The organism is Streptomyces californicus, from assembly GCF_000717645.1.
Taxonomy (GTDB): Bacteria; Actinomycetota; Actinomycetes; order Streptomycetales; family Streptomycetaceae; genus Streptomyces; species Streptomyces californicus.
In genome coordinates this window covers 15015-40823 of the sequence record NZ_JNZZ01000011.1, presented here as the reverse complement: position 1 = coordinate 40823, position 25809 = coordinate 15015, and the positions used below count along the sequence as shown (strand labels likewise).

25 protein-coding genes are annotated in these 25809 nt (G+C 72.9%); 19 read left to right on the top strand and 6 right to left on the bottom strand.

Annotated elements, in window-relative coordinates; genetic code table 11:
- Positions 1-182: 182 nt before the first annotated feature.
- A complete protein-coding gene (locus IF19_RS0115940; protein WP_030114562.1) occupies positions 183-1373 on the bottom strand; it encodes an ABC transporter ATP-binding protein in 1191 nt (396 codons plus the stop codon).
- A 309-nt stretch (positions 1374-1682) separates the two neighbouring features.
- Here IF19_RS0115940 and IF19_RS0115935 point away from each other — a divergent pair, with 309 nt between their 5' ends.
- From IF19_RS0115935 to IF19_RS0115920, 4 genes are all read left to right on the top strand, one after another.
- Positions 1683-2468 carry an ABC transporter permease gene (locus IF19_RS0115935; RefSeq protein ID WP_050491029.1) on the top strand — a complete coding sequence of 262 codons (786 nt, stop codon included), beginning with the start codon at positions 1683-1685 and terminating at the stop codon, positions 2466-2468.
- 3 nt (positions 2469-2471) lie between these two features.
- Positions 2472-3146 (top strand): ABC transporter permease, encoded by a 675-nt coding sequence (locus IF19_RS0115930; protein ID WP_030114559.1) that lies wholly within the window; start codon positions 2472-2474, stop codon positions 3144-3146.
- Between the two features lie 80 nt (positions 3147-3226).
- Positions 3227-4198 carry an ABC transporter substrate-binding protein gene (locus tag IF19_RS0115925; RefSeq protein ID WP_030114558.1) on the top strand — a complete coding sequence of 324 codons (972 nt, stop codon included), beginning with the start codon at positions 3227-3229 and terminating at the stop codon, positions 4196-4198.
- Between the two features lie 119 nt (positions 4199-4317).
- A complete protein-coding gene (locus tag IF19_RS0115920; RefSeq protein ID WP_169749614.1) occupies positions 4318-5478 on the top strand; it encodes a hypothetical protein in 1161 nt (386 codons plus the stop codon).
- Between the two features lie 159 nt (positions 5479-5637).
- Here IF19_RS0115920 and IF19_RS0115915 read toward each other — a convergent pair whose 3' ends face one another.
- A complete protein-coding gene (locus tag IF19_RS0115915) occupies positions 5638-6780 on the bottom strand; it encodes an NADH-quinone oxidoreductase subunit D (protein ID WP_030114556.1) in 1143 nt (380 codons plus the stop codon).
- Between the two features lie 68 nt (positions 6781-6848).
- A complete protein-coding gene (locus tag IF19_RS0115910; RefSeq protein WP_030277115.1) occupies positions 6849-7853 on the bottom strand; it encodes an SAM-dependent methyltransferase in 1005 nt (334 codons plus the stop codon).
- Between the two features lie 194 nt (positions 7854-8047).
- On the opposite strand from IF19_RS0115910, the gene IF19_RS0115905 reads away from it, so the two are divergent.
- The 3 genes from IF19_RS0115905 to IF19_RS0115895 all read left to right on the top strand — a co-directional run bounded on the left by IF19_RS0115905 (position 8048) and on the right by IF19_RS0115895 (position 10656).
- The gene (locus tag IF19_RS0115905) at positions 8048-9250 is read left to right on the top strand and encodes a sensor histidine kinase (protein WP_030114554.1); all 1203 of its coding nucleotides are present in this window, start codon (positions 8048-8050) and stop codon (positions 9248-9250) included.
- A gap of 99 nt (positions 9251-9349) precedes the next feature.
- Positions 9350-10030: a response regulator transcription factor gene (locus tag IF19_RS0115900; protein WP_030114553.1), complete on the top strand. Its 681-nt coding sequence runs from the start codon at positions 9350-9352 to the stop codon at positions 10028-10030.
- Between the two features lie 17 nt (positions 10031-10047).
- Positions 10048-10656 carry an AAA family ATPase gene (locus IF19_RS0115895; protein WP_234307193.1) on the top strand — a complete coding sequence of 203 codons (609 nt, stop codon included), beginning with the start codon at positions 10048-10050 and terminating at the stop codon, positions 10654-10656.
- A gap of 48 nt (positions 10657-10704) precedes the next feature.
- On the opposite strand, the gene IF19_RS0115890 is transcribed toward IF19_RS0115895, so the two are convergent.
- Positions 10705-11817 carry a DUF5937 family protein gene (locus IF19_RS0115890; protein WP_030114551.1) on the bottom strand — a complete coding sequence of 371 codons (1113 nt, stop codon included), beginning with the start codon at positions 11815-11817 and terminating at the stop codon, positions 10705-10707.
- Positions 11818-11954: 137 nt separating this feature from the next.
- On the opposite strand from IF19_RS0115890, the gene IF19_RS0115885 reads away from it, so the two are divergent.
- Complete coding sequence (locus tag IF19_RS0115885) at positions 11955-12164, top strand: hypothetical protein (RefSeq protein ID WP_030114550.1); 210 nt, start codon at positions 11955-11957, stop codon at positions 12162-12164.
- Positions 12165-12350: 186 nt separating this feature from the next.
- Here the strand turns inward: IF19_RS0115885 and IF19_RS0115880 are convergent, their stop codons facing one another.
- The gene (locus IF19_RS0115880) at positions 12351-13514 is read right to left on the bottom strand and encodes a threonine aldolase family protein (RefSeq protein ID WP_030114549.1); all 1164 of its coding nucleotides are present in this window, start codon (positions 13512-13514) and stop codon (positions 12351-12353) included.
- A 191-nt stretch (positions 13515-13705) separates the two neighbouring features.
- Between IF19_RS0115880 and IF19_RS0115875 the strand changes: the two genes are divergently transcribed.
- From IF19_RS0115875 to IF19_RS0115830, 10 genes are all read left to right on the top strand, one after another.
- Entirely contained in the window at positions 13706-14656 is a 951-nt protein-coding gene (locus IF19_RS0115875; protein WP_030114548.1) for a Rossmann-like and DUF2520 domain-containing protein, read from the top strand.
- A gap of 100 nt (positions 14657-14756) precedes the next feature.
- Positions 14757-15785 carry a pantoate--beta-alanine ligase gene (gene panC / locus IF19_RS0115870; protein ID WP_030114547.1) on the top strand — a complete coding sequence of 343 codons (1029 nt, stop codon included), beginning with the start codon at positions 14757-14759 and terminating at the stop codon, positions 15783-15785.
- Positions 15782-17488 (top strand): L-aspartate oxidase, encoded by a 1707-nt coding sequence (locus IF19_RS0115865; protein ID WP_030114546.1) that lies wholly within the window; start codon positions 15782-15784, stop codon positions 17486-17488. Before panC ends, IF19_RS0115865 begins: the two co-directional genes overlap by 4 nt.
- A gap of 153 nt (positions 17489-17641) precedes the next feature.
- A complete protein-coding gene (nadC, locus tag IF19_RS0115860) occupies positions 17642-18679 on the top strand; it encodes a carboxylating nicotinate-nucleotide diphosphorylase (RefSeq protein ID WP_030114545.1) in 1038 nt (345 codons plus the stop codon).
- Positions 18679-19476, top strand: coding sequence for a type III pantothenate kinase (locus tag IF19_RS0115855; RefSeq protein WP_030114544.1), 798 nt, complete (start codon positions 18679-18681; stop codon positions 19474-19476). The genes nadC and IF19_RS0115855 overlap by 1 nt, the downstream gene beginning before the upstream one ends.
- A gap of 152 nt (positions 19477-19628) precedes the next feature.
- Positions 19629-20213 (top strand): hypothetical protein, encoded by a 585-nt coding sequence (locus IF19_RS0115850; protein ID WP_030193992.1) that lies wholly within the window; start codon positions 19629-19631, stop codon positions 20211-20213.
- 91 nt (positions 20214-20304) lie between these two features.
- A complete protein-coding gene (locus tag IF19_RS0115845) occupies positions 20305-20484 on the top strand; it encodes a hypothetical protein (protein ID WP_030114542.1) in 180 nt (59 codons plus the stop codon).
- Positions 20485-20660: 176 nt separating this feature from the next.
- A complete protein-coding gene (locus IF19_RS0115840; RefSeq protein WP_030114541.1) occupies positions 20661-21119 on the top strand; it encodes a BlaI/MecI/CopY family transcriptional regulator in 459 nt (152 codons plus the stop codon).
- Between the two features lie 9 nt (positions 21120-21128).
- Positions 21129-21698, top strand: coding sequence for an amino-acid N-acetyltransferase (locus tag IF19_RS0115835; RefSeq protein WP_030114540.1), 570 nt, complete (start codon positions 21129-21131; stop codon positions 21696-21698).
- Positions 21699-21848: 150 nt separating this feature from the next.
- The gene (locus IF19_RS0115830; RefSeq protein ID WP_030114539.1) at positions 21849-22184 is read left to right on the top strand and encodes a histone-like nucleoid-structuring protein Lsr2; all 336 of its coding nucleotides are present in this window, start codon (positions 21849-21851) and stop codon (positions 22182-22184) included.
- Here IF19_RS0115830 and IF19_RS0115825 read toward each other — a convergent pair.
- Positions 22163-22765 carry an SCO3374 family protein gene (locus IF19_RS0115825; RefSeq protein ID WP_030114538.1) on the bottom strand — a complete coding sequence of 201 codons (603 nt, stop codon included), beginning with the start codon at positions 22763-22765 and terminating at the stop codon, positions 22163-22165. The two genes, IF19_RS0115830 and IF19_RS0115825, sit on opposite strands and share 22 nt — an antisense overlap.
- Positions 22766-23237: 472 nt before the next feature.
- Here IF19_RS0115825 and IF19_RS0115820 point away from each other — a divergent pair, with 472 nt between their 5' ends.
- Entirely contained in the window at positions 23238-25766 is a 2529-nt protein-coding gene (locus IF19_RS0115820) for an ATP-dependent Clp protease ATP-binding subunit (protein ID WP_030120642.1), read from the top strand.
- The last annotated feature ends 43 nt before the right edge of the window (positions 25767-25809 follow it).

Below are 25809 nucleotides of genomic sequence, written 5' to 3'. Positions count from 1 at the left end.
CCTCACCCGGGCCCGGACCGGTCCGAGCGGGCGGCTCGCCGGGCCCGGCGAGGGGCGGACAGTTCGCCGGGCCCGGCCCGTCCCGTTCGGGCGCGGGCATGTCGAGCCGGAGGCGGGGGCGAGCCGGACGCGGGCGCGGGGAGGCGAGCCGCGCGCGGGGTGGTGAGCCGGGCGGGGCTCCGCTACGCCGGCGTCGGCGCGATGCCCGCCACCGTCTCCACGGCGACCTCCGCGCGCGGTACGTCCTGGGCGTCCGCGTCGATCGAGCGGCGCAGGGCCTCGTGCAGCCGGGCGGGGGTCAGCACGCCGAGGAAGCGGCCCTCGCCCTCCTCGTCGATGACCGCGATCCAGCCGGCGTCGTGCTGGAGCATGGTGGCGAACGCCTGCTTGAGGGGCGCGCCGAGCGGCAGCCACGCCTCCATCCGGCGGGCGTGCTCGCGGACGGTTCCCTCGACGGTCGCGTCAGCGCCCGCGGCGTCGGCGGGGATCCAGCCGTGGAGGTTGTCGCGGCCGTCCAGCACGACCGCCCAGCGCGCGCCCTCGGCCCGGAGCCGCCCGGTGGCCGCGGCCAGCGGGTCGTCGAGGTGGACGACCGGCGGCTGGTCGAGGTCGCTCTCCTCGACGGGCGTCACCGAGAGCCGCTTGAGGCCGCGGTCCGCGCCGACGAAATCGGCCACGTACGGGGTCGCGGGGGCGCCGAGCACGGTGGCGGGGGAGTCGAACTGCTCGATGCGGCCCTGTCCGTAGACCGCGATCCGGTCACCGAGGCGGACGGCCTCCTCGATGTCGTGCGTGACGAACAGCACGGTCTTGCGGACCTGGGCCTGGAGTTTCAGGAATTCGTTCTGGAGGTGTTCGCGGACGACCGGGTCGACCGCTCCGAAAGGCTCGTCCATCAGGAGGACGGGCGGGTCGGCGGCCAATGCGCGGGCCACACCGACGCGTTGGCGCTGTCCGCCGGAAAGCTGTTCCGGATAGCGGTCGCCATAAACGGAAGGATCGAGTCCGACGAGGTCGAGGAGTTCGGCGGCGCGTTCGCGTCCCTTTCCGCGCTTCCAGCCCAGCAGATGGGGAACGGTCGCGGTGTTCTCCAGCACGGTCTTGTGCGGGAAGAGGCCGACCTGCTGGATCACATAGCCGATTCTGCGGCGCAGTTCGACGGGGTCGATGGTGGATATGTCGTCCCCGTCGAGGAATATCCGTCCCTCGGTCGGTTCGATCAGCCGGTTCACCATCTTCATGGTGGTCGTCTTGCCACAGCCGGACGGTCCGACGAGCGTGACCAGTTCACCCTCGGCGACCTCGAAGGAAAGGTCGTCGACGGCGGTGGTGCCGTCGGCGTACCGCTTGGTGACGTGCTCGAAACGGATCATGGTTCCCCATTGTGGAGGGCGTTTCGTGAAGGGCGTGTTGCCGGAATGCGACAGCCCTCCGCGATTGTCAGTGGTCGAGGATAGGCTCGCCAGTCGTCAGTTCGATCCGGGCGATCCCGGGCCCGGGGGCTTCGGAAGAGGCGGAGCGCCGGGTTCCGAGCGGCGGGCCCGGTTCCGGGCTCGGGCTCGGCTTCGGTTCTGTGCTCGGGTTCGGGCTCAGGCCCGGGTCGGACGGAGTGTGCCGGGGAGTCCCGGGCGGTTTCCCGGGGCGGTCCCGGGTGATGAGGGGAAGCAGGAGGTGGAGGGCGGATGGCCGAGCAGAGCTGTTTGGCGACGAACGACTGGATCTGCGGGGAGTATCTGCGCTCCCGCAGCCAGGAGTTGGCGGACGCGACGCTGCAGCACGTCGGGATCACGGTGGTCTCGGTGCTGATCGGCCTCGCGGTGGCCTTCCCGCTGGCCCTGCTGGCCCGCCGGGGCCGGGGCTTCGCGGGGCCGGTGCTCGGGCTGACGACCGTGCTCTACACGGTGCCCTCGCTGGCGATGTTCTCGCTGCTGCTGCCCCTGTTCGGGCTGTCGGCCGCGCTCGTCGTGACGGGCCTGGTGCTCTACTCGCTCACCATCCTCGTACGCAACATCCTGGCCGGGCTCGAAGCGGTGCCGCAGGAGGCCAAGGAGGCCGCGCGCGGTATGGGGTACGGGCCGGCGCGGCTGCTGTGGGAGGTGGAGCTGCCGCTCGCGCTGCCGGCGGTGATGGCGGGCCTGCGGATAGCCACCGTGTCGACGGTCGCGCTGACCACGGTCGGTTCGCTCGTCGGCAAGGGCGGCCTCGGCAATCTCATCGAGGACGCGCTGCCCAGCTTCTTCAAGGCCCAGGTGCTCACGGCCTCGGTGCTGTGCGTGCTGCTCGCGGTCGCGGCCGACCTGCTGCTGCTCGGCCTCCAGCGGCTGCTGACGCCCTGGACGCGGATATCGCGGACGTCGGGCCCGGCCCGCCCCGCCACGCCGACGGACGCGGGGCCGCCGGCTCCGGGCACCGCGCAGGCGGGGCCGTCCGCTCCGGTGAAGGTTTCCCCGAAGGCAGAGGTGGGCTGAACCGTGGGAGTCGTCGGCGACGCCTGGACCTGGCTGATCACCGGGGCCAACTGGTCGGGGGAGGGCGGGGCCGCCCACCGCCTCGGCGAGCACCTGTACGTGAGCGGGGTCGCCCTGCTGGCGGCCTGCGCGATAGCCCTGCCGGTCGCCCTCTACCTGGGGCACATCGGGCGGGGCGGCCCGCTCGCCGTCAACATCTCCAACGTGGGGCGGGCGATCCCGGTCTTCGCGGTGCTCGCCCTGTTCATGGTCACGCCCCTGCGCAACGCGGGGTACTGGCCCACCATCATCGCGCTGGTCCTGTTCGCGGTGCCGCCGCTGCTGACCAACGCCTACGTCGGCATGCGGGAGGTGGACCGGGCCGTGGTGGAGGCGGCGCGCGGCATGGGGATGTCGGGCGTCCAGCTCTTCGTCCGGGTCGAGCTGCCGCTCGCCTACCCGATGATCATGACCGGGCTGCGATCCGCCGCCGTCCAGGTCGTGGCCACCGCGTCGATCGCCGCGATGGTCGGCCTCGGCGGTCTCGGCCGGATCATCACCGCCGGGTTCAACACCTACGACACGGCCCAGGTCTTCGCGGGCGCCGTCCTGGTCGCCGGGCTCGCGCTGGTCGTGGAGGGCACGCTGGTGGGCCTGGACCGGCTGCTGTCGCCGCTGCGCCGCCGCAGGCCCGCGTGAACCCTTACACCTCACCCTTTTTCGACGTGCACGTGCTTTCTTCTGGTCACTTCCCTCGGTTCGGACGGAGAACAACACACATGAGCAGGACCTCGCGCATAGCCGGAGCGGTCATCGGCATGGTGGCGCTGACCGGGTCGCTCGCGGCCTGCGGCGGCGACAGCCTGGAGCAGGAGAAGGGCGGTTCGGGTTTCTCGGGCGGCGACGGCAAGAAGGGCGCGCTGGTCGTCGGATCGGCCTCGTTCACCGAGTCCAAGGTGCTCGCCGAGCTGTACGCGCAGGTGCTGGGCGACGCCGGATACAGCACCTCCGTCACCACGGTGAAGAACCGTGAGCTGTACGAGCCGTCGCTGGAGAAGGGCGAGATCGACGTCGTACCGGAGTACGCGGCCACGATCGCCGAGTTCCTCAACGCCAAGGTCAACGGCGCCGACAAGGCCCGCTCCGAGCCGGTGGCCTCCCCCGACGCCGAGGCCACGGTCGCCAAGTTGAAGCGACTCGCCGAACCGCTGGGCCTCACGGTCCTCCCGGCCGGAAAGGCGGTGGACCAGAACGCCTTCGCGGTCTCGGAGGAATTCGCCGAGAAGAACAACCTCAAGACGCTTTCCGATCTCGGGAAGTCGAAGCTGAAGGTGAAGATCGCGGCGGGCGACGAGTGCGAGGAACGGCCGTTCTGCGCGCCCGGTCTCAAGGACACGTACGGCATCGACGTCACCGGTATCGACCCGAAGGGCGTCGGCACCCCGCAGTCCAAGCAGGCCGTTCGCGACGGCAAGGTCGAGTTGGTCCTGACGACCACGACGGACGCGGTGCTGGACGGGCTGGTGTTCCTGGAGGACGACAAGAAGCTCCAGAACGCGGACAACATCCTTCCGGTCCTGAATACGAAGGACGCGGGCGCGCCGGAGATCTCCGACGCGCTGGGCAAGCTCACCGCCGCGCTCACCACCGAGGACCTCGCCGAGCTGAACCGGAAGGTCGACGCCGAGCGGGCCAAGCCCGCCGATGTCGCCAAGGAGTATCTGGAGTCGAAGAACCTGATCGGGAAGTAGCGCCCGGTCCCGGGAAAAGTGCCGGGCGGAGCGACTTCGGGGGGCCGTGAGGTAACCGGCGGGGAACAGATTTCCGGGCGGCCCCCCAAGAGGACCGTACACACGGTAAATTTCAGGCCATGCCACGTGGACGCCACCGCCATTCGCCGCCCCTCCACAGAATCCTGCCGCCCTCCGTGGTGGCGGGTGTGTCGGTCGTCGGTGCCGCCGGCGCCTGGCTGCTCTCCGAACCCCTGGTCCTGCGCGGCCTGGTGGCCGCCGTGGCGGCCGCCGCCGTCACCGGCGCGTATCTGATGCGGAGCTGGGACCGGGCGGCGGGGCTGAAGGTCGCCGAGCTGACGCGGGCCCGCGCCAGCGACGAGTGGCGGGCCGAGGAGCGGATAGCCGAGCTGGAGCAGGACCTGGAGGAGTCGCGCGAGCTGCGCACCCGTCTGGAGACCAAGCTCCGCCGCAAGCGCGTGGAGCTGGCGGGGCTGCGCGGGGAGCACGCCGGGCTGCTGCGCCGCTACGCCAACGCCGAGACCGAGCGGGCCAGCGCGCTGGAGGGCCGCCGGCAGCTCGTCATCGAGGCGTCCTCGCCCAAGGAGTTGCTGCCCGCGCGGTCCACGCCGACCCCCGAGTCGTACCGGCGGGCGGACGAGGCCCTGATGAACCTCACGCGCAACGCGAAGATGCAGGAGGCCCGCCGCACGGCCGAGTTGGTCCAGCGGCGCGCCCTCGCCGCGCGCACCCCGGCGAAGGCCCCTGAGGCGGCGGACGCGCAGGCACCGGCCCCGCGGGCGGCCGGCCCGCAGGCTTCGGCCGCCTCCTCGCTCGCCCCGGCCACCGTGCCGCGCGCGACCCCGGCGGCCTCGCCGGTCGTCCCGTACGCGGCCCGCCGCCACCTGACGCCGCAGGGCGCCTTCGACTACTTCGGCAACCAGGGCGGCCGCACCGGCCGGAACGCCCGGGGAACCGACTCCCGGGGCGCCGAGTCCTCCGGAGGCGCCCGGGACGGCGGCGGCCCTCGGGGCGGTACGGGCGACAGGCCGGAGGGTGCGGGCGCTCAGGACGGCCCCGGCCACCGAAGCGCTCCGGCCATCCGAGGAGCCCAGCGGGCGAAGGCCGCCATCGAGTCCGTGCAGCACGAGGACCTCGCGGACGTCGTCGGTGAGGAGGCGCTCGCCGCCCACCGCACCGGGGCCGTCGACCACAGCGCGGTCGGCAAGGTCATCGACCTCACCGCGCACGACGAGACCGAGCCGATCGACGTGGCCCGGCTGCGCGGCGCGGTCTCCTGACGAAGGACGTGCACGTCCGTACGGCCGGGAGCCCGTCGTAGGGCCGTGCACGCTGTACGACCTGGCGGACATACACGTTCCCCGGCCGTGCGCGCTGTGCGCGCCGTAAGGCCGGGGCCCGCTGTTCGGCAGGCCGGCCGGGCGCGTCGTACGGCGGGGCTACTTGTCGATGTCCCCGACGACGAAGAACAACGAGCCCAGGATCGCCACCATGTCGGCGACCAGCGTGCCCGGCAGCAGTTCGGTCAGCGCCTGGATGTTGTTGAACGAGGCCGAGCGCAGCTTCAGCCGGTAGGGCGTCTTCTCGCCCTTGGACACCAGGTAGTAGCCGTTGACGCCGAGCGGGTTCTCCGTCCAGGCGTAGGTGTGGCCCTCCGGGGCCTTCAGCACCTTGGGCAGCCGCTGGTTGACCGGGCCGGGCGCCAGGCCGGCCATCCGGTCCAGACAGGCGTCGGCCAGGTCCAGCGAGTTGAGGGTCTGCTCCAGCAGGCACTCGAAACGGGCCAGGCAGTCGCCCTCGGTCCGGGTGACGACCCTCAGGGTGTCCCGCAGCTCCCCGTACGCGAGGTACGGCTCGTCGCGCCGCAGGTCGAAGTCGACGCCCGAGGCGCGGGCGATCGGCCCGGACACCCCGTACGCGTGCACCGCGTCGGCGGACAGGACGCCGACGTCCCGCGTCCGGCCCCGGAAGATCTCGTTGCCGAGGACGAGGTCCTCGTACACGTCCATCCGGGAGCGGACGGAGGCGACCGCGTCGCGCACCCGGCCGGTCCAGCCCGCCGGGATGTCCTCCTTGAGGCCGCCGACCCGGTTGAACATGTAGTGCATCCGGCCGCCGGAGACCTCCTCCATCACCGCCTGGAGCTCCTCGCGCTCCCGGAAGGCGTGGAAGACCGGCGTGATGCCGCCGAGTTCGAGGGGGTAGGAGCCGAGGAACATCAGGTGGTTGAGGACCCGGTTCAGCTCGGCGAGCAGCGTCCGCGTCCACACCGCGCGCTCGGGGACCTCCATGCCGAGCATGCGCTCGACGGCCATCACGACGCCCAGCTCGTTGGAGAACGCGGAGAGCCAGTCGTGGCGGTTGGCGAGCATGACGATCTGCCGGTAGTCGCGCGCCTCGAACAGTTTCTCCGCGCCCCGGTGCATGTAGCCGACGACCGGTTCCGCCTGCTGCACGCGCTCGCCGTCCAGCACGATCCGCAGCCGCAGGACGCCGTGCGTCGAGGGGTGCTGGGGACCGATGTTCAGCACCATGTCGGTGCTCTCCGCCGCTCCGCCGATGCCGATCGTCGTCTCCGTCATGCGGGACAGTATTCCCTGACCGCGGACCGTGCCCGGGGCGGATGCGCCGACCATGCCCGGGGCGGGCGTCACGGGGGAGCGGCCGGCAGCCCCACCCGGTGCAGCAGCCAGCCGAAGTCGCCGAGGCCGCCGCGCGCGGTCAGCTCCGCCGCCTCGCCGGCCGCCGCCAGCGCGGTGACGTACCCCGCCGGATCGGTGGCGGCCAGGCTCAGCGGCGGCCGGCCGCCGCCGACGCCGAGGCGATGCAGCACGGTCCGCTGGTCGGTCAGTTCGGCGCTCGCGCCGGTCCCCGCCTCCGCGACCGCCGCCGCGCAGGCGTCCAGCGCCACGTGCGCGGTCAGATCGCGGGAGCCGTCCGGCACCGGGCGCACCTCGCGACCGCCCCGGAAGCCGGTCAGCGTTCCGAAGGGCGGCCGGGCGTCCCGTACGTGGGTGTAGTCCACGGCCACCGCGAGACCCGCCTCGACGCACCCCGCCGCCCGTGCCCACGCCGCGTCCCGGGGGCGGCCGATCTCCGCCCGCTCGCCCGGCGCGGACAGCGGCCACCAGCGCTCCAGCCAGGCCGCGTCCGCCCCCGCCACCGGGGCGCCCAGCCGTTCCGCCCCGTCCGAGGTCCGCACCTGGACGTACCGGGGGACGCCGGCCGCGTCCACCTCCGCCACCTCCGCCGGCACGTTGTCCAGCCACTCGTTGGCGAACAGCAGCCCGGTGATCCCGGCGGGCGGTTCGGCGCACCACCTGATCCGGGGGTCCAGGCCCGGCGGCCGGTCGGCGACCTCGACGGCGTACGGGGTCACCTCCAGCCCGTCCGGCAACGCGGCCAGCACTCCGGTCAGCAGCTCGCCCCGCCCCGCACCCACGTCGACCAGTGTGATCGTGCGGGTGTCCAGCTCCCGGGCGATTCCGGTCAGCAGCCGGACCACCGCCGCGGCGAAGAGGGGCGAGGCGTGCACCGAGGTACGGAAATGGCCCGCGGGCCCCTCGGGGCCGCGGAGCGGGCTGCGGTAGAAGCCCTCGTCCCCGTACAGGGCGGCCTCGGCAGCCTCCCGCCAACCGCGCCACTCGTCCGTCACATCCGTCACCCGGCCCAGTCTCCAGCCCCGAAGGCGCCGGGCGCCAACCTCGCGGGCGGGGCGTACGGTCCCGGGCCCCGGGCTCTCCACCGCGGGAAGCCGAACAAGCCTCCACCTTGGGGAGTAGGGCCCCGGACCCGGATCGGCCCTTCGGCTGACCCGGGCACCGACCGGCGGTCCTTACGCTTGGTCACGTGCAGCGCCTCTACGACTTCATCCGCAGACACCCGACGGGCGTCGACGTCTTCTGGGCCGTCTTCCTCCTCGGGCTCTCCGGCATGGCGTCGATCTCGGGCATGTACGACTCGACGCGTGAGCGGATCATCGCGATCCCGGTGGCGCTGGCGCTCTCCACGGTGGTGGCCCTGCGCCGCCGGGTCCCCGAGAAGATGCTGCTGCTCGCCATCCTGGTGGGCCTCGTCCAGCTCGTGGCGGGCGTCCGGCCGGGCATCGGGAACTTCGCGATGCTGGTGATCACGTACACCGTGGCCACGATCGGGGAGCGGTGGGCGTCCCGGCTCGCCCTGGTCTGCAGTCTGAGCGCGGCGGCCCTGTCGCAGCTGCGGTGGGAGGCCGAGCCCGGCGGCTCCTGGGCGCAGACGGTCTTCGTGACGATCATCATGACCGTGCCCTTCGTGCTGGCGTGGGTCCTCGGGGACTCGCTGCGGACCCGGCGCGCCTACTTCGACCAGTTGGAGGAGCGGGCCGCCCGGCTGGAGCGGGAGCGCGAGGCGCAGTCCAAGGTCGCGGTCGCCGCCGAGCGGGCCCGGATCGCCCGCGAGCTGCACGACGTCGTCGCGCACAACGTCTCCGTGATGGTCGTCCAGGCCGACGGCGCCGCGTACGTCATGGACGCCGCCCCCGACCAGGCCAAGCAGGCCCTGGAGACCATCTCCAGCACCGGCCGCCAGGCCCTCGCCGAGATGCGCCGGCTGCTCGGGGTGCTGCGGACCGGTGACGCGCCGGAGAGCGGGGAGTACGTCCCCCAGCCCGACGTCGAGCAGATCGAGGACCTGGTCGAACAGGTCCGGCAGACCGGCCTGGAGGTCGACTTCAAGGTCGAGGGCACGCCCCGCCCGCTGCCCAGCGGCGTGGAGCTGACCGCGTACCGGGTCGTCCAGGAGGCCCTGACGAACACCCGCAAGCACGGCGGCCCCGACGCCGGGGCGAGCGTCCGGCTGGTCTACTTCGACGACGGCCTCGGCCTGCTGATCGAGGACGACGGCCGGGGAGCCGCGCACGAGCTGTACGAGGACGGCGGCGCGGACGGCGCGGGGCACGGGATGATCGGGATGCGGGAGCGGGTCGGCATGGTCGGCGGCACGCTGGACGCCGGGCCCCGGCCCGGCGGCGGATTCCGGATCAGCGCCCTGCTGCCGCTCAGACCTCCGAGCTGACCGGGCCGCCACCCGCGCGACTCGACCGCCACCCACCCCGGCCCCACTCCGACGCGGCCACCCCGGCCCCACCCCGACCCAGGACAGGACACGATCCCCATGACCACGGCCATCCGCGTGATGCTCGTCGACGACCAGGTGCTGCTGCGGACCGGTTTCCGGATGGTGCTCGCGGCCCAGCCCGACATGGAGGTCGTGGCCGAGGCCGGGGACGGGGCGGAGGCGATCGAGCTGCTGCGGTCCACCCCCGTCGACGTGGTGCTGATGGACGTCCGCATGCCCCGGCTGGACGGCGTCGAGGCGACCCGCCGCATCTGCGCGCAGCAGGACCCGCCGAAGGTGCTCATCCTGACCACCTTCGACCTCGACGAGTACGCCTTCTCCGGGCTGAAGGCGGGGGCCAGCGGCTTCATGCTCAAGGACGTGCCGCCCGCCGAACTGCTCGCCGCGATCCGCTCGGTGCACAGCGGGGACGCGGTCGTCGCCCCGTCCACCACCCGCCGGCTGCTCGACCGCTTCTCGCCGATGCTGCCCAGCGGCGACAAGGAGCCCAGGAACAAGCACGTCGGCAAGCTCACCGAACGCGAGCGGGAGGTCATGCTCCTGGTCGCCCAGGGCCTCTCCAACGGGGAGATCGCCTCCCGCCTCGTCCTCTCCGAGGCCACGGTCAAGACGCACGTCGGCCGCATCCTCACCAAGCTGAACCTCCGCGACCGTGTCCAGGTCGTCGTCCTCGCGTACGAGACGGGCCTGGTGCGGGCCGGCGGCGGGGCCGGCTGAACGGGGAGGGTCGCACGGTGGGCACCCTGCTGTGGATCAACGGACCGTTCGGGGGCGGGAAGACCCAGACGGCGTACGAGCTGCACCGGCGGCTCCGGGGCAGCGTGGTCTGCGACCCCGAGCACGTCGGGTTCGGCCTCCACCGGACCCTGCCGCCCGCCCTGCGCGGTGACTTCCAGGACCTGGCGTCCTGGCGTTCCGGGGTCCGCGAGGTGCTCGGGCTCGCTTCGGAGCGCCACCCGGGGCCGGTGATCGTGCCGATGACGCTGGTCGACCCCGGGTACTTCGCCGAAATCGTCGGAGGGCTGCGCGAGGACGGGCACACCGTGCACCACAGCGCCCTGCTCGCCGACCGGGCCACGGTCCTGCGGCGGTTGAGGGAGCGGGGCCTCGGACGCGGGCTCAAGCGGGAGAGCTTCGCCGTGGCGCGGCTGGACGACTGCCTGGAACGCCTCGCGGGCCCGGAGTTCGCCCACCACATCCGTACCGACCGGGTGACGGTGTCCCAGGTGGCGGACCTGGTGGCCGGGGCCGCGGGTCTGACGCTCCTGCCGGACACCGACGGGCGGCTGCGGCACCGGCTGCGGCGGACCTGGACGGGGCTGCGTCACATCCGCTTCGACTGAGGCCGGGCCGGGGCCTTTGTGCGGGGGGTGTGTTCCCCGCCGGACCGTTCAGCGCAGGACGCCCTCCACGAAGTCGCTGCCGAGGCGGGCGACGACCGTGAGGTCCAGTTGGTGCAGGACGTAGCGGCCGCGGCGGCGCGTCGTGACCAGGCCGGCCTTCTTGAGCACCGAGAGATGGCGGGAGACCTCGGGGGAGGTGATGCCGTTGGAGTCGGCCAGTTCGCCCGTGGTGTACGGGGAGCGGGCCAGGTTGCGGCACATGCGCATCCGCATCGGGTGGGCCAGCGCCTCCAGGCGGAGCTGGAGCAGTTCCACGGAGGCGGGCGCCGGCAGGTCGGGCAGGTGGACCGGGTAGTGGATGACCGGTCGCCAGCCCGGGGCGTGCAGCACCATCAGGTGCGGCCAGCCGAAGCTGGTCGGGATCAGCGTCAGGCCCCGGCCGATGACCGGGTCCACGGCGGAGGTCCGGCCCTCGGACAGCTTGTCGACGGTGATCCGGCCCGCCTCCTCGTCCAGCGTCACGGCGGCGGAGACGGCCCCGACCGCCGGGGCCAGGCCCTTGCGCCGCAGCAGCTCCGTCTTGTGCCGGGCGTCCGCGACGAGCTGGACGGAGACCCGCCGCCAGGTGTCCGCGAAGAACGCCTGGTCGCAGTCCTCGAACAGGCGCCGCACCCAGCCGCGTACGGACGCGGGGTCGGCCAGCAGCCGCCGGGTGAAGTCCATCTGCCGCGGTCCGCGCGCGGCGGCCAGCTCCAGGGCGCGGTCCCGCATCGACGCGTCGTTCAGCGGCGACGGCGACCCCGCCCCGTAGTGGCTGGCGCAGGTGAACTCCAGCGCCGAGGCGACGAACCGCTCGTCGTCCAGCTTGTCCAGCAGGTCCAGCTCCTCCGCCAGCGTGGCCCCGGTCCTGCCGTCGCCGCCCCGGATCCCGGAGAACGGCATGAACACGTCGGAGAAGGTGTTCCGCCAGAGGAACTCCGCCTCCAGCATCCGGTCCGCGAGGTCGGGCTCCAGGGCCGCCGCGGTCGCGGTGGCCCAGCCGTGCAGCCCCGGATGGTGCCCGGGCTCGGAGAGCGCGTGCAGGGCCAGGCCCAGCTCGGCCAGCGGAGAGGTCGCGAAAACGACCTGGTCGGCGGGGAGTCCCGCGATGTCTATGTGCACGCTCACCCCTCCATGGTGGGGGAACGTCCCCGGCCCGTCGCCCCGTTTGACGGCCCCCGTCAATCAGCGGGCGGCCGGTTGACGGACCTCGTCAACCCACGGGCGGCGGCCGGCGGGGCCGCCGCAGGCTGAGCCGCATGAGCGCCCTCCAGCAGCACCTGCTCGACATCCACCGCGCGGCCCGGCTGTCGCGGCCCGCACCCCCGCCCCTGCCGGGCCGCCACGACGGCGCGGTCCTGCGCGCCCTGTACCGGTGCGTCGCCCGGCGCTCCGGCCGGGGCGCCGGCCCGTCCGGCGGGCCACACACGACCGGTCGGCCGGCCCCGCCCGGCTCGCCCGGCGCTTGAGGACGGAACCCCGGCCCGGGCACGGCCGCCGGTACGTCCCCGGACCGGGACCTCCGGCCCGGGGCACGGCCGCCCGGCATGCCCCGGACCGCCCGACCGGCCCCGGGCGAAGCCCGGCCACCGGTCAGGAACCGGCCTGCGGCAAGCAGGCCCCGCCTCGGTCGAGGCCGCCCCCCCCTGCCCCGGCTACCGCACCAGCTGCCCCAGGCACCGCACGAACCCCGCCACCGCCTCCCGTACGTCCCGCGCCGTCCACTCCAGGCCGTCCGCCGCCACCGTCACCTCGGTGAACGAGATCCCCGGCGGCAGCCCCGTCCCCGCCGCCCCCGGGTACCAGCGCCGGAAGAGCGCCACGCCCGTCTCCTCGGCCTGCCGCACCGACGCCTCGTCCAGCGCCTCGGCCCCGTACGGCAGCCAGACCTGGAACTGGTGCGTGTGCGGCGGTTCCGGACGCACCCGGAACCAGGGCGTCCCCGCCGCCGCCAGCCCCTCCGCCAGCGCCCCGGCCACCACCTTCGCGTGCGCCACGTACGACGGCAGGCGCGGCAGCTCCCGCTCCAGGCCCAGCAGCGCCGAGAGCGCGGTGGGGAACTGCTGGAAGACCTGGCCCCCGTACCGGTGGCGCCACACCCGGGCCTCCTCCACCAGCGTCTCCGGGCCGGCCAGCGCCGCCCCGGACAGCCCGTCCAGGGACTTGTAGAATGAGACGTACACGCTGTCCGCCAACGCGGCGATCTCCGCCGGCTCCCGCCCGAAGTGCGGCCCGCACTCCCACAGCCGCGCCCCGTCCAGGTGCACCACCGCGTCCCGCTCCCGGGCCGCCTCGACCACCGCCGTCAGCTCCTCCCACGACGGCAGGACGAACCCGGCGTCCCGCAGCGGCAGCTCCAGCATCAGCGTCCCGAACGGTTCGGGGAACCCCCGCACCTCGTCCGCGTCCGGCAGCCTCGGCTCCGACGTCGGACGCACCGTCCGCAGCCCGCTCACCGCCCCCAGCGCCCCGTTCTCGTGCAGCTCCGGGTGCGAGAGGGGATGCAGCGCCACGGTCGCGTCGCCCGTACGTCCCGCCCAGCACCGCAGCGCGACCTGCTGGGCCATCGTCCCGGTCGGGAAGAACGCCGCCGCCTCCATGCCCAGCAGCCCGGCCACCCGCCGCTCCAGGTCCGCGACGACCCCGCCCCCGTACACATCGGTCCAGTCGTCCGGATCGTGTACGGAGGAGGCGTCGGCGGCGAGTGCCGACAACCGCTCGCCCACCGTCCGGTCCGCACTCGTCCGGGCCAGTACCTTCGATCCCCGCCACGCGGTCAGCCCTCGCCGCCGCCGTTCCTGCTCGTCCGTCGTCGCCATGGGACGATCATCGCCCGGCGAGCGGGCGACGCCGCCCACCCGTGCGCACGGGCCGATCCGCCCGGCGCCGACGGTTCCGGAAAGTTATCCACAGGCTGTGGGCAGCGGATGAGATCCGCCGAAACGCTGGCGTAGCATGCAGAGAAATCGTCCGGTACCCCCCGCGGACTGGAACGGAAGGCCATCGCCGCGTGAACGCATCAGTTTCAAAGGAACCCCTCGACGCGAGGGACCGCCCCGCCCGGCTCACGGTCGGCGTCGTCGGCGCGGGCCGGGTCGGCCCCGCCCTCGCCGCGTCCCTCCAGCTCGCCGGGCACCGCCCGGTCGCCGTGTCCGGCGTCTCCGACGCCTCCCGCCGCCGCGCCGCGGCCCTGCTCCCCGATGTTCCGCTGGTGGAGCCGGCCGAGGTGCTGGCCCGCGCCGACCTGGTGCTGCTGACGGTCCCCGACGACGTCCTGCCCACGCTGGTCGAGGGCCTGGCCGAGACCGGCGCCGTACGGCCGGGCCAGCTGCTCGTCCACACGTCCGGGCGGTACGGGGCACGCGTCCTGGACCCCGCGCTGCGGGCCGGGGCGCTGCCGCTCGCGCTGCACCCCGCGATGACGTTCACCGGGACCGCCGTGGACGTCCAGCGGCTGGCGGGCTGCTCGTTCGGCGTCACCGCCCCCGAGGAGCTGCGGCTCGCCGCCGAGGCGCTGGTCATCGAGATGGGCGGCGAGCCCGAGTGGATCGCCGAGGAGTCCCGCCCGCTCTACCACGCGGCCCTCGCCCTCGGGGCGAACCACCTGGTCACCCTGGTCGCCCAGTCGATGGAGCTGCTGGCGAAGGCCGGGGTCTCCGCCCCCGACCGGATGCTCGGCCCGCTGCTCGGCGCCGCCCTGGACAACGCCCTGCGCTCCGGTGACGCCGCGCTGACCGGCCCGGTCGCCCGGGGGGACGCGGGCACGGTCGCCGCCCACATCGGCGAACTGCGCACCCACGCCCCGCAGGCGGTCGCCGGATACGTCGCGATGGCCCGCACCACGGCCGACCGGGCGCTCGCCCACGGCCTGCTCAAGGCGGAGCTGGCCGAGGACCTGCTCGGGGTCCTGGCCGACCAGGAGCGCCGCCCCGGCGGCCCGGGACCGGGGGAGACCCGATGACGCCCGCCGTCCCCACCGCTCCGGCAGCGCTCGTCACCCACGACCGCCCGGCCCCGGCAGACCCGACGACCCCCGACCGCCCGGCCCCGGGAGGGGCGCGATGACGCCCGCCGTCCCCACCGCTCCCCCCGCCCTCCTGCGCACCGCCGCAGAGCTGGACGCGCTGGCGCGGCCCGCCGGGGCCGAGCGGGCCGTCGTCATGACGATGGGCGCGCTCCACGAGGGCCACGCCTCCCTGATCCGGGCCGCCCGCGCGGCGGCCGGGGCGGACGGCCAGGTCGTGGTCACCGTCTTCGTCAACCCGCTGCAGTTCGGCGAGGCCGCCGACCTGGACCGCTACCCGCGCACCCTGGACGCCGACCTGGAGATCGCCGGGGCGGCCGGGGCCGACGCGGTCTTCGCCCCCGGCGTCGACGAGGTCTACCCCGGCGGCGAGCCCCAGGTCCGGATCACCGCGGGCCCCATGGGCGAGCGGCTCGAAGGCGCGGCCCGCCCCGGGCACTTCGACGGGATGCTCACCGTCGTCGCCAAGCTCCTCCACCTCACCCGCCCCGACGAGGCGTTCTACGGGCAGAAGGACGCCCAGCAGCTCGCCCTGATCCGCCGCATGATCCGCGACCTGAACTTCGGCGTCCGGATCACCGGTGTGCCCACCGTCCGGGACCCGGACGGCCTCGCCCTCTCCAGCCGGAACCGCTTCCTCTCCGCCGAGGAGCGGCGCACCGCGCTCGCCCTGCCCCGCGCCCTGTTCGCGGCCCGCGACCGGCTCGCCGCCCAGCAGGCCCTGCACGAGCGGGCCCGGGCCACCGCCCCCGGCGGCGACCGGGCCGCCGGACTCAACCGGCTCGGCGAGGTCCGTGCCGCCGCCGACGCCCAGGCCGTGGCGCTGGTCCGGCCGGGCGGGGCGCCCGCCGCCGTCCGCGCCGCCGCCCGGCTGATCCTGGACGAGGCCGCCGGCCGGGGCCGGCCGCCCCTCGCCCTGGACTACCTGGCCCTGATCGACCCGGCGGACTTCACCGAGATCCCGGACGACCGCGAGAGCGGAGAGGCGATCCTCGCCGTCGCGGCCCGGGTCGGGGACACCCGCCTCATCGACAACATCCCCCTCACCTTCGGAGCCCTGACGTGACCGGTATACGGCTGACCGCCCCCGCCCCCGGCTGGGCCATCGACGCGGACGTCGTCGTGGTCGGCTCCGGCGTGGCCGGGCTCACCGCCGCGCTGCGCTGCGCCGCCGCCGGGCTCGACACCGTCGTCGTCACCAAGGCCCGCCTGGACGACGGCTCGACCCGCTGGGCCCAGGGCGGCATCGCCGCCGCGCTCGGCGAGGGCGACACCCCCGAGCAGCACCTCGACGACACCCTCGTCGCGGGCGCGGGCCTCTGCGACGAGGAGGCCGTGCGCACCCTGGTCACCGAGGGCCCCGACGCCGTACGCCGGCTGATCGACACCGGCGCGCACTTCGACACCACCGACGGCGGCGACATCGCGCTGACCCGCGAGGGCGGCCACCACCGCCGCCGCATCGCCCACGCGGGCGGTGACGCGACCGGCGCGGAGATCTCCCGCGCTCTGGTGGCGGCGGTCCGCGAGGCGGCCCTGCACACCATCGAGAACGCCCTCGTCCTGGATCTGCTCACCGACGCCGAAGGCCGTACGGCGGGCGTCTCGCTGCACGTCATGGGCGAGGGCCAGCACGACGGCGTGGGCGCGGTCCGGGCCCCCTCGGTGGTCCTCGCGACCGGCGGCATGGGCCAGGTCTTCTCCGCCACGACCAATCCCTCCGTCTCCACCGGCGACGGGGTGGCGCTCGCGCTGCGGGCCGGGGCGGAGGTCTCCGACCTGGAGTTCGTCCAGTTCCACCCGACCGTCCTCTTCCTGGGCGCGGACTCCGAGGGCCAGCAGCCGCTGGTCTCCGAGGCCGTACGCGGCGAGGGCGCCCACCTCGTCGACGCCGACGGCGTCCGCTTCATGACCGGGCAGCACGAGCTGGCCGAACTGGCCCCCCGGGACATCGTCGCCAAGGGCATCACGCGCCGGATGCACGAGAAGGGCGCCGAGCACATGTACCTCGACGCCCGGCACTTCGGGGCGGCCATGTGGGAGCAGCGCTTCCCGACGATCCTGGCGGCCTGCCGGTCCCACGGCATCGACCCGGTCACCGAGCCGGTCCCGGTCGCCCCGGCCGCGCACTACGCCTCCGGGGGCGTCCGCACCGACCTGCGGGGCCGCACCACCGTCCCCGGTCTGTACGCCTGCGGCGAGGTCGCCTGCACCGGGGTGCACGGGGCCAACCGGCTCGCGTCCAACTCCCTCCTGGAGGGCCTGGTCTTCGCCGAGCGCATCGCCGCCGACATCGCGGAGACCCGCCCGCCCCGGACCGAACCGGCCGCGGTCGCGGACGCGGGCGAGCCCGTCGCGCTGCCGGCCCCCGAGGCCCGTACGGCGATCCAGCGCGCCATGACCCGGGGCGCCGGGGTGCTGCGCTCCGCCGAGAGCCTGGCGGCCGCCGCCGCGGAGCTGGAGGCCCTGCACCGCGAGGCCGCCGCCGACGCGGAAGAGGCCGGCGGGGCGGGCGGGTCCGGCGCCAAGGCGGTCGTGCCCGGGGTCGACGCCTGGGAGGTCGCCAACCTGCTGCTGGTCTCCCGGGTCCTGGTCGCCGCCGCCCGGGACCGCGAGGAGACCCGGGGCTGCCACTGGCGCGAGGACCGCCCCGACCGCGACGACGCCCACGGCCGCCGCCACCTGGTCGTCCGCATCGCGCCGGACCGCACCCCGGTCGTCCACCGCACGGAGACCGCGGCGTTCCCGCCCGTACGCCCGTCCGATTGAGCAGACTGTCCGATTGAGCGGACTGCTGGAAGCACCCGCTCCGCCGCACCGGGCGAGCGGTCCCGCACCGCACGTTCCACCCGCACCACCCGCCACACCCCCCGAGGAGCCGTCACCGTGAGCACGCCCGAAGAGAATCCGCGCCCCACACCCGTGGACGTCCCGCTGATCCGGGTCGGCGCGCCCGCAGCGTCCGCACCGGCCGAGGGCGGCTGCGGCGACGGCTGCGGCTGCGGCGGTGACGACGGGTTCGACCCCGAGGCCCTGGAATGCGGTCTCGACCCCGCGCTCGCCCTGCTGCTGGCCCAGGCGGGTCTCGACCCCGTCCAGGTCGAGGACGTCGCCCATGTGGCGATCGAGGAGGACCTCGACGGCGGGGTGGACGTCACGACCGTGGCGACCGTCCCCGAGTCCGCCGTGACCACCGGCGACTTCACCGCCCGCGAGGCCGGCGTGGTCGCCGGGCTGCGGGTCGCGGAGGCGGTCCTGTCGATCGTCTGCACCGAGGAGTTCGAGGTCGAGCGGCACGTCGAGGACGGCGACCGGGTCGCCCCCGGCCAGAAGCTGCTGACCGTCACCACCCGCACCCGCGACCTGCTGACCGGCGAACGCAGCGCGCTCAACCTCCTCTGCCGCCTCTCCGGCATCGCGACCGCCACCCGCGCCTGGGCGGACGTACTGGAGGGCTCGAAGGCCAGGGTCCGCGACACCCGCAAGACGACGGCGGGCCTGCGCGCCCTGGAGAAGTACGCCGTGCGCTGCGGCGGCGGCGTCAACCACCGGATGTCGCTCTCCGACGCGGCGCTGGTCAAGGACAACCACGTGATCGCGGCGGGCGGCGTGGCGGAAGCCTTCAAGCGGGTCCGCGACACCTTCCCCGACCTGCCCATCGAGGTCGAGGTCGACACGATGGAGCAGGTCCGCGAGGTGCTGGACGCGGGCGTCGACCTGATCCTGCTGGACAACTTCACCCCGGCCGAGACCGCCGAGGCGGTCGCCCTGGTCGACGGCCGGGCGATCCTGGAGTCCTCCGGCCGCCTCACCCTCGACTCGGCCCGCGCCTACGCCGACGCGGGCGTCGACTACCTCGCCGTCGGGGCGCTCACCCACTCCGCGCCGATCCTCGACATCGGCCTGGACTTCCGCGACGCGGACGCCTCGCCCTCAGCCGGGGACGGGGCCGACGCCTGATGCTGCTCACCATCGACGTCGGCAACACGCACACGGTCCTCGGCCTCTTCGACGGCGAGGAGATCGTCGAGCACTGGCGGATCTCCACCGACCCCCGCCGCACGGCCGACGAGCTGGCCGTCCTGCTGCAAGGGCTGATGGGCATGCACCCGCTGCTCGGCATGGAGCTCGGCGACGGCATCGAGGGCATCGCGATCTGCGCCACCGTCCCCTCGGTCCTGCACGAACTGCGCGAGGTCACCCGCCGCTACTACGGCGACGTCCCCGCCGTCCTGGTGGAGCCCGGCGTGAAGACGGGCGTGCCGATCCTGATGGACAACCCCAAGGAGGTCGGCGCGGACCGCATCATCAACGCGGTCGCCGCCGTCGAGCTGTACGGGGGCCCGGCGATCGTCGTCGACTTCGGCACCGCCACCACCTTCGACGCGGTCTCCCCGCGCGGCGAGTACACGGGCGGGGTCATCGCCCCCGGCATCGAGATCTCCGTGGAGGCGCTCGGCGTCCGGGGCGCCCAGCTCCGCAAGATCGAGCTGGCCCGGCCGCGCAGCGTCATCGGCAAGAACACCGTCGAGGCCATGCAGTCCGGCATCATCTACGGCTTCGCGGGCCAGGTGGACGGGGTGGTGGCCCGGATGAAGAAGGAGCTGGCGGCCGACCCGGACGACGTCACCGTGATCGCGACGGGCGGCCTTGCTCCGATGGTGTTGGGGGAGTCCTCCGTCATCGACGAGCACGAGCCCTGGCTGACGCTCATCGGGCTGCGCCTGGTGTACGAGCGCAACATGTCCCGCTCGTAGCGGACGGCCCCCGGAGGCCCGGCGTACCCACGGGAACGACCGGCTTCCGGGGGCGGCCGGCCGACCGCGACACCGACGACCAGTTAAACGGATTTTGTCCCTTTAGCACGTATTGTCGCGCTATGCCCACGCCCTACGGTTCACGAGGCGGCATGGCGTTCAGCGCGGACGAGCTGCGGGTGCTCCGACGTGCCCTCGCCATCGCCCTCCACCCCATGCCCCTGTCCGACGAGGACGTCCAGGACTGCCTGCGGCTCGCGGGCTCCGTGGACGAGGCGGTCGCCGAGGCGGGTCGGCTGCGAGCGTTCCTCCTCGCCGACCTCTCCCGCTACCGCAACGCCCTCCCCGGCTCCGCCACCGGCTACCTGGAGCTGCTCCAGGACGCCCTGGCGGCCGGTTACGACCCCCGGCCGGACGATCTCGCCGCCCTGCGGGCCCTGCGCGGCGGGCCGCTCGCCGCCGCCCTGCTGGAGCGGTGCCAGGTGCTCGCCGAGCGCTCGGTGCGGGCCCGGCTCGCCGGCCGCACCGCGGGGGCGGCCGCCCCCGGCCCGCGCGGCCGGCTGCTCGCCCTGCCCGGCGGCCGGGCCGCCGCCCGGGACGCGGACCGGCCGGGCGCCCCGGCCGCGCCGGGCCGTCCGCAGAAGCCCGGCGACCGCCCGATGCCCAAGCCGTCCGAGGTCTTCCCGCCGCGCCGCCGCCCCGCCCCGCCGCCGTCCGAGGAACGGGCGGCCGGCTGACCCCCGCCCCCTCACCGCCGGTCCGCGACGCGGCGGCCTCCACCGGGAGGTCGCCGCGTCCGGCCGTCCGGGGCTCGCTACTCTGGACGGCATGGACTACGTATCCGCGCTCGTGCCCCCCGTGGTGATGGCCGTCTTCTTCGTCTCCCTGATCGTGATCATCGTCAAGAGCCAGGGCGGTCCGAACAAGACCAAGGAGGACGGCGCGGTCGACGCGGCGTTCGCCCGCGCGGAAGCCGCGAAGCAGACCGCTCATCCGGAGAACGGCTGACATCGCGGGAGCGGGCCGCCCCTGCCGCGGCCCCGCCGGAGGGCACTCCGGCCACGCCCCGAGCGCATTTCGCACGCACCCGGGGCGCACTCCGAGCGCACGACTCGTCCGAGCCGTGCGCTCTTTTGCTGCGTAAATGGCAGAGCATTCGGGACATAGGGCACTAAAGTGATCGCGTGCCCCGCCAATTGGGAGACCTCGAAGACGCCGTGATGACGCGCGTCTGGCAATGGAACCGACCGGTCACGGTGCGGGAAGTCCTTGAGGACCTTCAGCAGGAACGGTCCATCGCCTACACGACCGTGATGACCGTTATGGACAATCTCCATCAGAAGGGCTGGGTGCGCCGGGAAGTGGACGGCCGCGCCTATCGATATACGGCCGTCTCCACCAGGGCCGCATACTCGGCCGCACTGATGAACGACGCCTGGTCACGCAGTGACAACCCCGCCGCGGCACTTGTCGCGTTCTTCGGCATGATGTCGCCCGAACAGCGCGAAGCGCTCCGTGACGCCGTTCGCATGGTTTCCCCCGATCTCACCGAAATCGCCGCCGGCGGCCGTACGGAACCGACCGGGCGGCCCGCCGGGACCGACGACCCCGCCGATGACACGGGCCGGGAGAGCGGGCGATAGCGTCGGGGCATGTCCTCAGAGCACCCGCAAAGCGATCCGGATACCGAACTTCATACCGACCCGTCGGTAAATAAGCTCGCCATCACCGTACGACGGGCCAGGACGAGCGATGTCGCGTCCGTACGCGCACTCCTCGACGGGTACGTCTCCGGAGGCATCCTGCTCGACAAAGCGACCGTCACCCTTTACGAGGACATCCAGGAGTTCTGGGTCGCGGAACGCGACGAGGACGCGCGGGTCATCGGCTGCGGCGCACTTCATGTCATGTGGGAAGACCTGGCGGAAGTCCGGACCCTCGCCGTGGACCCCGGGGCCAAGGGCGCCGGGGTCGGACACCAGGTACTCGACAAGCTCTTGCGGACCGCCCGTTGGCTCGGTGTCCGAAGGGTCTTCTGCCTCACCTTCGAAGTGGACTTCTTCGCGAAGCACGGCTTCGTGGAGATCGGTGAGGCGCCCGTCGACACCGATGTCTACAGTGAGCTGCTGCGTTCCTACGACGAGGGTGTCGCGGAGTTCCTCGGTCTCGAACGAGTGAAGCCGAACACCTTGGGCAACAGCCGGATGCTTCTGCACCTGTGATGCTCCGGATGCGCGAGGACGGCAACCCTATGTCCGAATCGCGCACGTTTCCCGTCTTCTCAGGCCGCTGAACCTCTCCCGAGGGTTTGTGTTTTCGAGAGAAAAGCGGTTTCCTTTCCGCGTACTCCATTTCCGATGAAAGGAAATCCCGTGGCACAGAAGGTTCAGGTCCTTCTTGTCGATGACCTCGACGGTGTCGAGGCCGATGAGACGGTCACGTTCGCCCTTGACGGCAAGACGTACGAGATCGACCTCACCACGGCCAACGCGGACAAGCTTCGCGGCCTTCTCGAGCCCTACACCAAGGGCGGGCGCCGTACCGGTGGCCGTGCCGCCACGGGCCGGGGCAAGGGCCGTGCCGCCTCCGGCGGTAACAAGGACACCGCGGAAATCCGCCGGTGGGCCCGGGAGAACGGCCACAACGTGAATGACCGCGGCCGTGTCCCCGCCGAGATCCGTGAGGCTTACGAGAAGGCCAACGGCTGATCCGCCGACTCCCTTGTCGTCCGCCCGGAACGGGCGCGTGACAACCGGACCCGATGGCATTCGGTCGCCGCCGCGTCCACCAGGCGTACGAGATCGGGGGCATCGCCCGTCCCGCTCCCGAAGCCCGCGAGCGCCGGCAGCGCCGGTCCGGGGGCACGCCTCGGCTCTGGGGGCCGCAGCCATGCGGCGGCCCCCGGCGAGCCTCCGGGCGCGCCGGGAAGAGGCGGAGCCGTGATGCGGCCGCCCGCCCCCGCGGCGGTCAGGTCCAGGGCGAGGGACCCCCACTCCAGCCAGTCGAGCAGCCCCGGCAGCTCATCGGCGCCCCCCGCGGCGACCAGCAGCCCCATCCGGGCCCCGGACAGCAGGACGGGGCCGGTGCGCACCCCGCGCCGCAGGACGGCACGGCCCGCCTCGGCGGGCAGCTCCAGCACGTCGAAGGCGATCCCGGTGAGCAGGCGCAGCGGAGCGCTTCCCCCGGTCGCCCACCCCAGCTCGTCCGCGTACCGCAGGGCGAGAGCCGCGTCGACGGAGGCCGGAGCGGCGTCGGGCGACGAACGGGGGGACGGGAGGGCGGAATTCATGTCCGATGAACTGCCGAACGGCCTCCCGGGTTACGCGACCCCACAGCTTCCGTAACACGCTGTGCGCATCCCGTCACTTCATGCGTCCGAAGTGGGGGCGCTCAGGAGTGTTCAGCGGCGCAAGGGTGTTCGCCCGTAGCTGAGGGAACCGGGGCGCGCCGCATGGACTGTCAGTGATTGCGGGTAAGACTTTCCTAGTGGGAAGGGGCGACACGTCGGCCGGGCCATCTCACGTTCGCCATCGGCGTAGTGGCGAAAGGGGTATCTGCCTGGCCTGCGGGAACATCGTCTCGCACCATCGGGTTGGAGCAGTTGTCAGCTGTTCGGCAGTAAGAATCCCCGCCCGGCGCGGGGTGATCCGGACGGATGTCGGCAGTTGGAATGAGCTGTCCCGTCCTGCGGGACTAGCATGCGGAAGGACTGGGAGGGGACCGACCCCTCACTGACCGACCGCTCTGAGGAGCGATTAACGATGTTCGAGAGGTTCACCGACCGCGCGCGGCGGGTTGTCGTCCTGGCTCAGGAAGAAGCCCGGATGCTCAACCACAACTACATCGGCACCGAGCACATCCTCCTGGGCCTGATCCACGAGGGTGAGGGTGTCGCCGCTAAGGCCCTGGAGAGCCTCGGGATTTCGCTCGAGGCGGTCCGCCAGCAGGTGGAGGAGATCATCGGGCAGGGGCAGCAGGCTCCTTCCGGGCACATCCCCTTCACCCCGCGAGCCAAGAAGGTCCTGGAGCTGTCGCTCCGCGAGGCCCTTCAGCTGGGCCACAACTACATCGGCACCGAGCACATCCTGCTCGGCCTGATCCGCGAGGGCGAGGGCGTCGCCGCCCAGGTCCTCGTGAAGCTGGGCGCCGACCTGAACCGGGTCCGGCAGCAGGTCATCCAGCTGCTTTCCGGGTACTCGGGCGGCAAGGAGGCGGCCACCGCCGGCGGTCCCGCCGAGGGCACGCCCTCCACGTCCCTGGTGCTCGACCAGTTCGGCCGGAATCTCACCCAGGCCGCTCGTGAGTCCAAGCTCGACCCGGTCATCGGGCGCGAGAAGGAGATCGAGCGGGTCATGCAGGTGCTGTCCCGCCGGACGAAGAACAACCCGGTGCTCATCGGCGAGCCCGGCGTCGGCAAGACGGCGGTCGTCGAGGGCCTGGCCCAGGCGATCGTCAAGGGCGAGGTGCCCGAGACCCTCAAGGACAAGCACCTCTACACCCTGGACCTCGGCGCCCTGGTCGCCGGTTCGCGGTACCGGGGTGACTTCGAGGAGCGCCTGAAGAAGGTTCTCAAGGAGATCCGCACTCGCGGCGACATCATCCTGTTCATCGACGAGCTGCACACGCTGGTCGGTGCGGGCGCCGCCGAAGGCGCGATCGACGCCGCGAGCATCCTCAAGCCCATGCTGGCGCGAGGCGAGCTCCAGACCATCGGCGCCACCACGCTCGACGAGTACCGCAAGCACCTGGAGAAGGACGCGGCCCTTGAGCGCCGCTTCCAGCCGATCCAGGTCGCGGAGCCGTCGCTGCCGCACACCATCGAGATCCTCAAGGGTCTGCGCGACCGCTACGAGGCCCACCACCGGGTCTCCATCACGGACGAGGCCCTCGTCCAGGCCGCGACCCTGGCCGACCGGTACATCTCGGACCGCTTCCTGCCGGACAAGGCGATCGACCTGATCGACGAGGCCGGCTCCCGGATGCGCATCCGCCGGATGACCGCGCCGCCGGACCTCCGCGAGTTCGACGAGAAGATCGCGGGCGTCCGCCGCGACAAGGAGTCGGCCATCGACTCCCAGGACTTCGAGAAGGCGGCTTCCCTCCGCGACAAGGAGAAGCAGCTGCTGGCGGCGAAGGCCAAGCGCGAGAAGGAATGGAAGGCCGGCGACATGGACGTCGTCGCCGAGGTCGACGGCGAGCTCATCGCCGAAGTCCTGGCCACGGCCACCGGCATTCCGGTCTTCAAGCTGACGGAGGAGGAGTCCTCCCGTCTGCTGCGCATGGAGGACGAGCTCCACAAGCGCGTCATCGGGCAGAAGGACGCCATCAAGGCCCTTTCGCAGGCGATCCGCCGTACGCGAGCCGGTCTGAAGGACCCGAAGCGCCCCGGTGGCTCGTTCATCTTCGCCGGCCCGTCCGGTGTCGGTAAGACGGAGCTCTCCAAGACGCTCGCCGAATTCCTTTTCGGTGACGAGGACGCGCTGATCTCCCTCGACATGTCGGAGTTCAGCGAGAAGCACACGGTTTCCCGCCTCTTCGGTTCGCCCCCCGGTTACGTGGGCTACGAGGAGGGCGGCCAGCTCACCGAGAAGGTGCGCCGCAAGCCGTTCTCCGTCGTCCTCTTCGACGAGGTCGAGAAGGCCCACCCCGATATCTTCAATTCCCTGCTCCAGATTCTGGAGGACGGTCGCCTGACCGACTCCCAGGGTCGGGTCGTGGACTTCAAGAACACGGTCATCATCATGACGACCAACCTCGGGACCCGGGACATCTCGAAGGGCTTCAACCTGGGCTTCGCCGCCCAGGGCGACGTCAAGACGAACTACGAGCGGATGAAGGTCAAGGTCAACGAAGAGCTCAAGCAGCACTTCCGGCCGGAGTTCCTCAACCGTGTCGACGACACGGTGGTCTTCCACCAGCTGACCGAGGAAGACATCATCCAGATCGTCGACCTCATGATCGCCAAGGTCGACGAGCGTCTCAAGGACCGCGACATGGGCATCGAGCTCAGCGGCGAGGCCAAGACGCTGCTCGCGAAGAAGGGCTACGACCCCGTGATGGGCGCCCGGCCGCTGCGCCGGACGATCCAGCGGCAGATCGAGGACGTCCTCTCCGAGAAGATCCTCTTCGGCGAGCTGCGGCCCGGTCACATCGTGGTCGTGGGCACCGAGGGCGAGGGTGACGACAAGACGTTCACCTTCCGCGGCGAGGAGAAGTCGGCTCTGCCCGACGTCCCCCCGATCGAGCAGGCGGCAGGCGGCGCCGGCCCGAACCTCACGAAGGACGCGTGACGCGCCCGTAGCGCATCACTGAGGGGCTGCCCCGGAACCGGTA

What these genes read in the sequence shown, in the direction of transcription:
- IF19_RS0115935 (WP_050491029.1), top strand. Translation starts at nt 1,683, where the DNA reads ATGGCCGAGCAGAGCTGTTTGGCGACGAACGACTGGATCTGCGGGGAG.
- IF19_RS0115880 (WP_030114549.1), bottom strand. Translation starts at nt 13,514, where the DNA reads ATGGCGACGACGGACGAGCAGGAACGGCGGCGGCGAGGGCTGACCGCG.
- IF19_RS0115900 (WP_030114553.1), top strand. Translation starts at nt 9,350, where the DNA reads ATGACCACGGCCATCCGCGTGATGCTCGTCGACGACCAGGTGCTGCTG.
- IF19_RS0115855 (WP_030114544.1), top strand. Translation starts at nt 18,679, where the DNA reads ATGCTGCTCACCATCGACGTCGGCAACACGCACACGGTCCTCGGCCTC.
- IF19_RS0115850 (WP_030193992.1), top strand. Translation starts at nt 19,629, where the DNA reads ATGGCGTTCAGCGCGGACGAGCTGCGGGTGCTCCGACGTGCCCTCGCC.
- IF19_RS0115825 (WP_030114538.1), bottom strand. Translation starts at nt 22,765, where the DNA reads ATGAATTCCGCCCTCCCGTCCCCCCGTTCGTCGCCCGACGCCGCTCCG.
- IF19_RS0115915 (WP_030114556.1), bottom strand. Translation starts at nt 6,780, where the DNA reads ATGACGGAGACGACGATCGGCATCGGCGGAGCGGCGGAGAGCACCGAC.
- IF19_RS0115885 (WP_030114550.1), top strand. Translation starts at nt 11,955, where the DNA reads ATGAGCGCCCTCCAGCAGCACCTGCTCGACATCCACCGCGCGGCCCGG.
- IF19_RS0115820 (WP_030120642.1), top strand. Translation starts at nt 23,238, where the DNA reads ATGTTCGAGAGGTTCACCGACCGCGCGCGGCGGGTTGTCGTCCTGGCT.
- panC (WP_030114547.1), top strand. Translation starts at nt 14,757, where the DNA reads ATGACGCCCGCCGTCCCCACCGCTCCCCCCGCCCTCCTGCGCACCGCC.
- IF19_RS0115925 (WP_030114558.1), top strand. Translation starts at nt 3,227, where the DNA reads ATGAGCAGGACCTCGCGCATAGCCGGAGCGGTCATCGGCATGGTGGCG.
- IF19_RS0115845 (WP_030114542.1), top strand. Translation starts at nt 20,305, where the DNA reads ATGGACTACGTATCCGCGCTCGTGCCCCCCGTGGTGATGGCCGTCTTC.
- IF19_RS0115920 (WP_169749614.1), top strand. Translation starts at nt 4,318, where the DNA reads ATGCCACGTGGACGCCACCGCCATTCGCCGCCCCTCCACAGAATCCTG.
- IF19_RS0115940 (WP_030114562.1), bottom strand. Translation starts at nt 1,373, where the DNA reads ATGATCCGTTTCGAGCACGTCACCAAGCGGTACGCCGACGGCACCACC.
- IF19_RS0115835 (WP_030114540.1), top strand. Translation starts at nt 21,129, where the DNA reads ATGTCCTCAGAGCACCCGCAAAGCGATCCGGATACCGAACTTCATACC.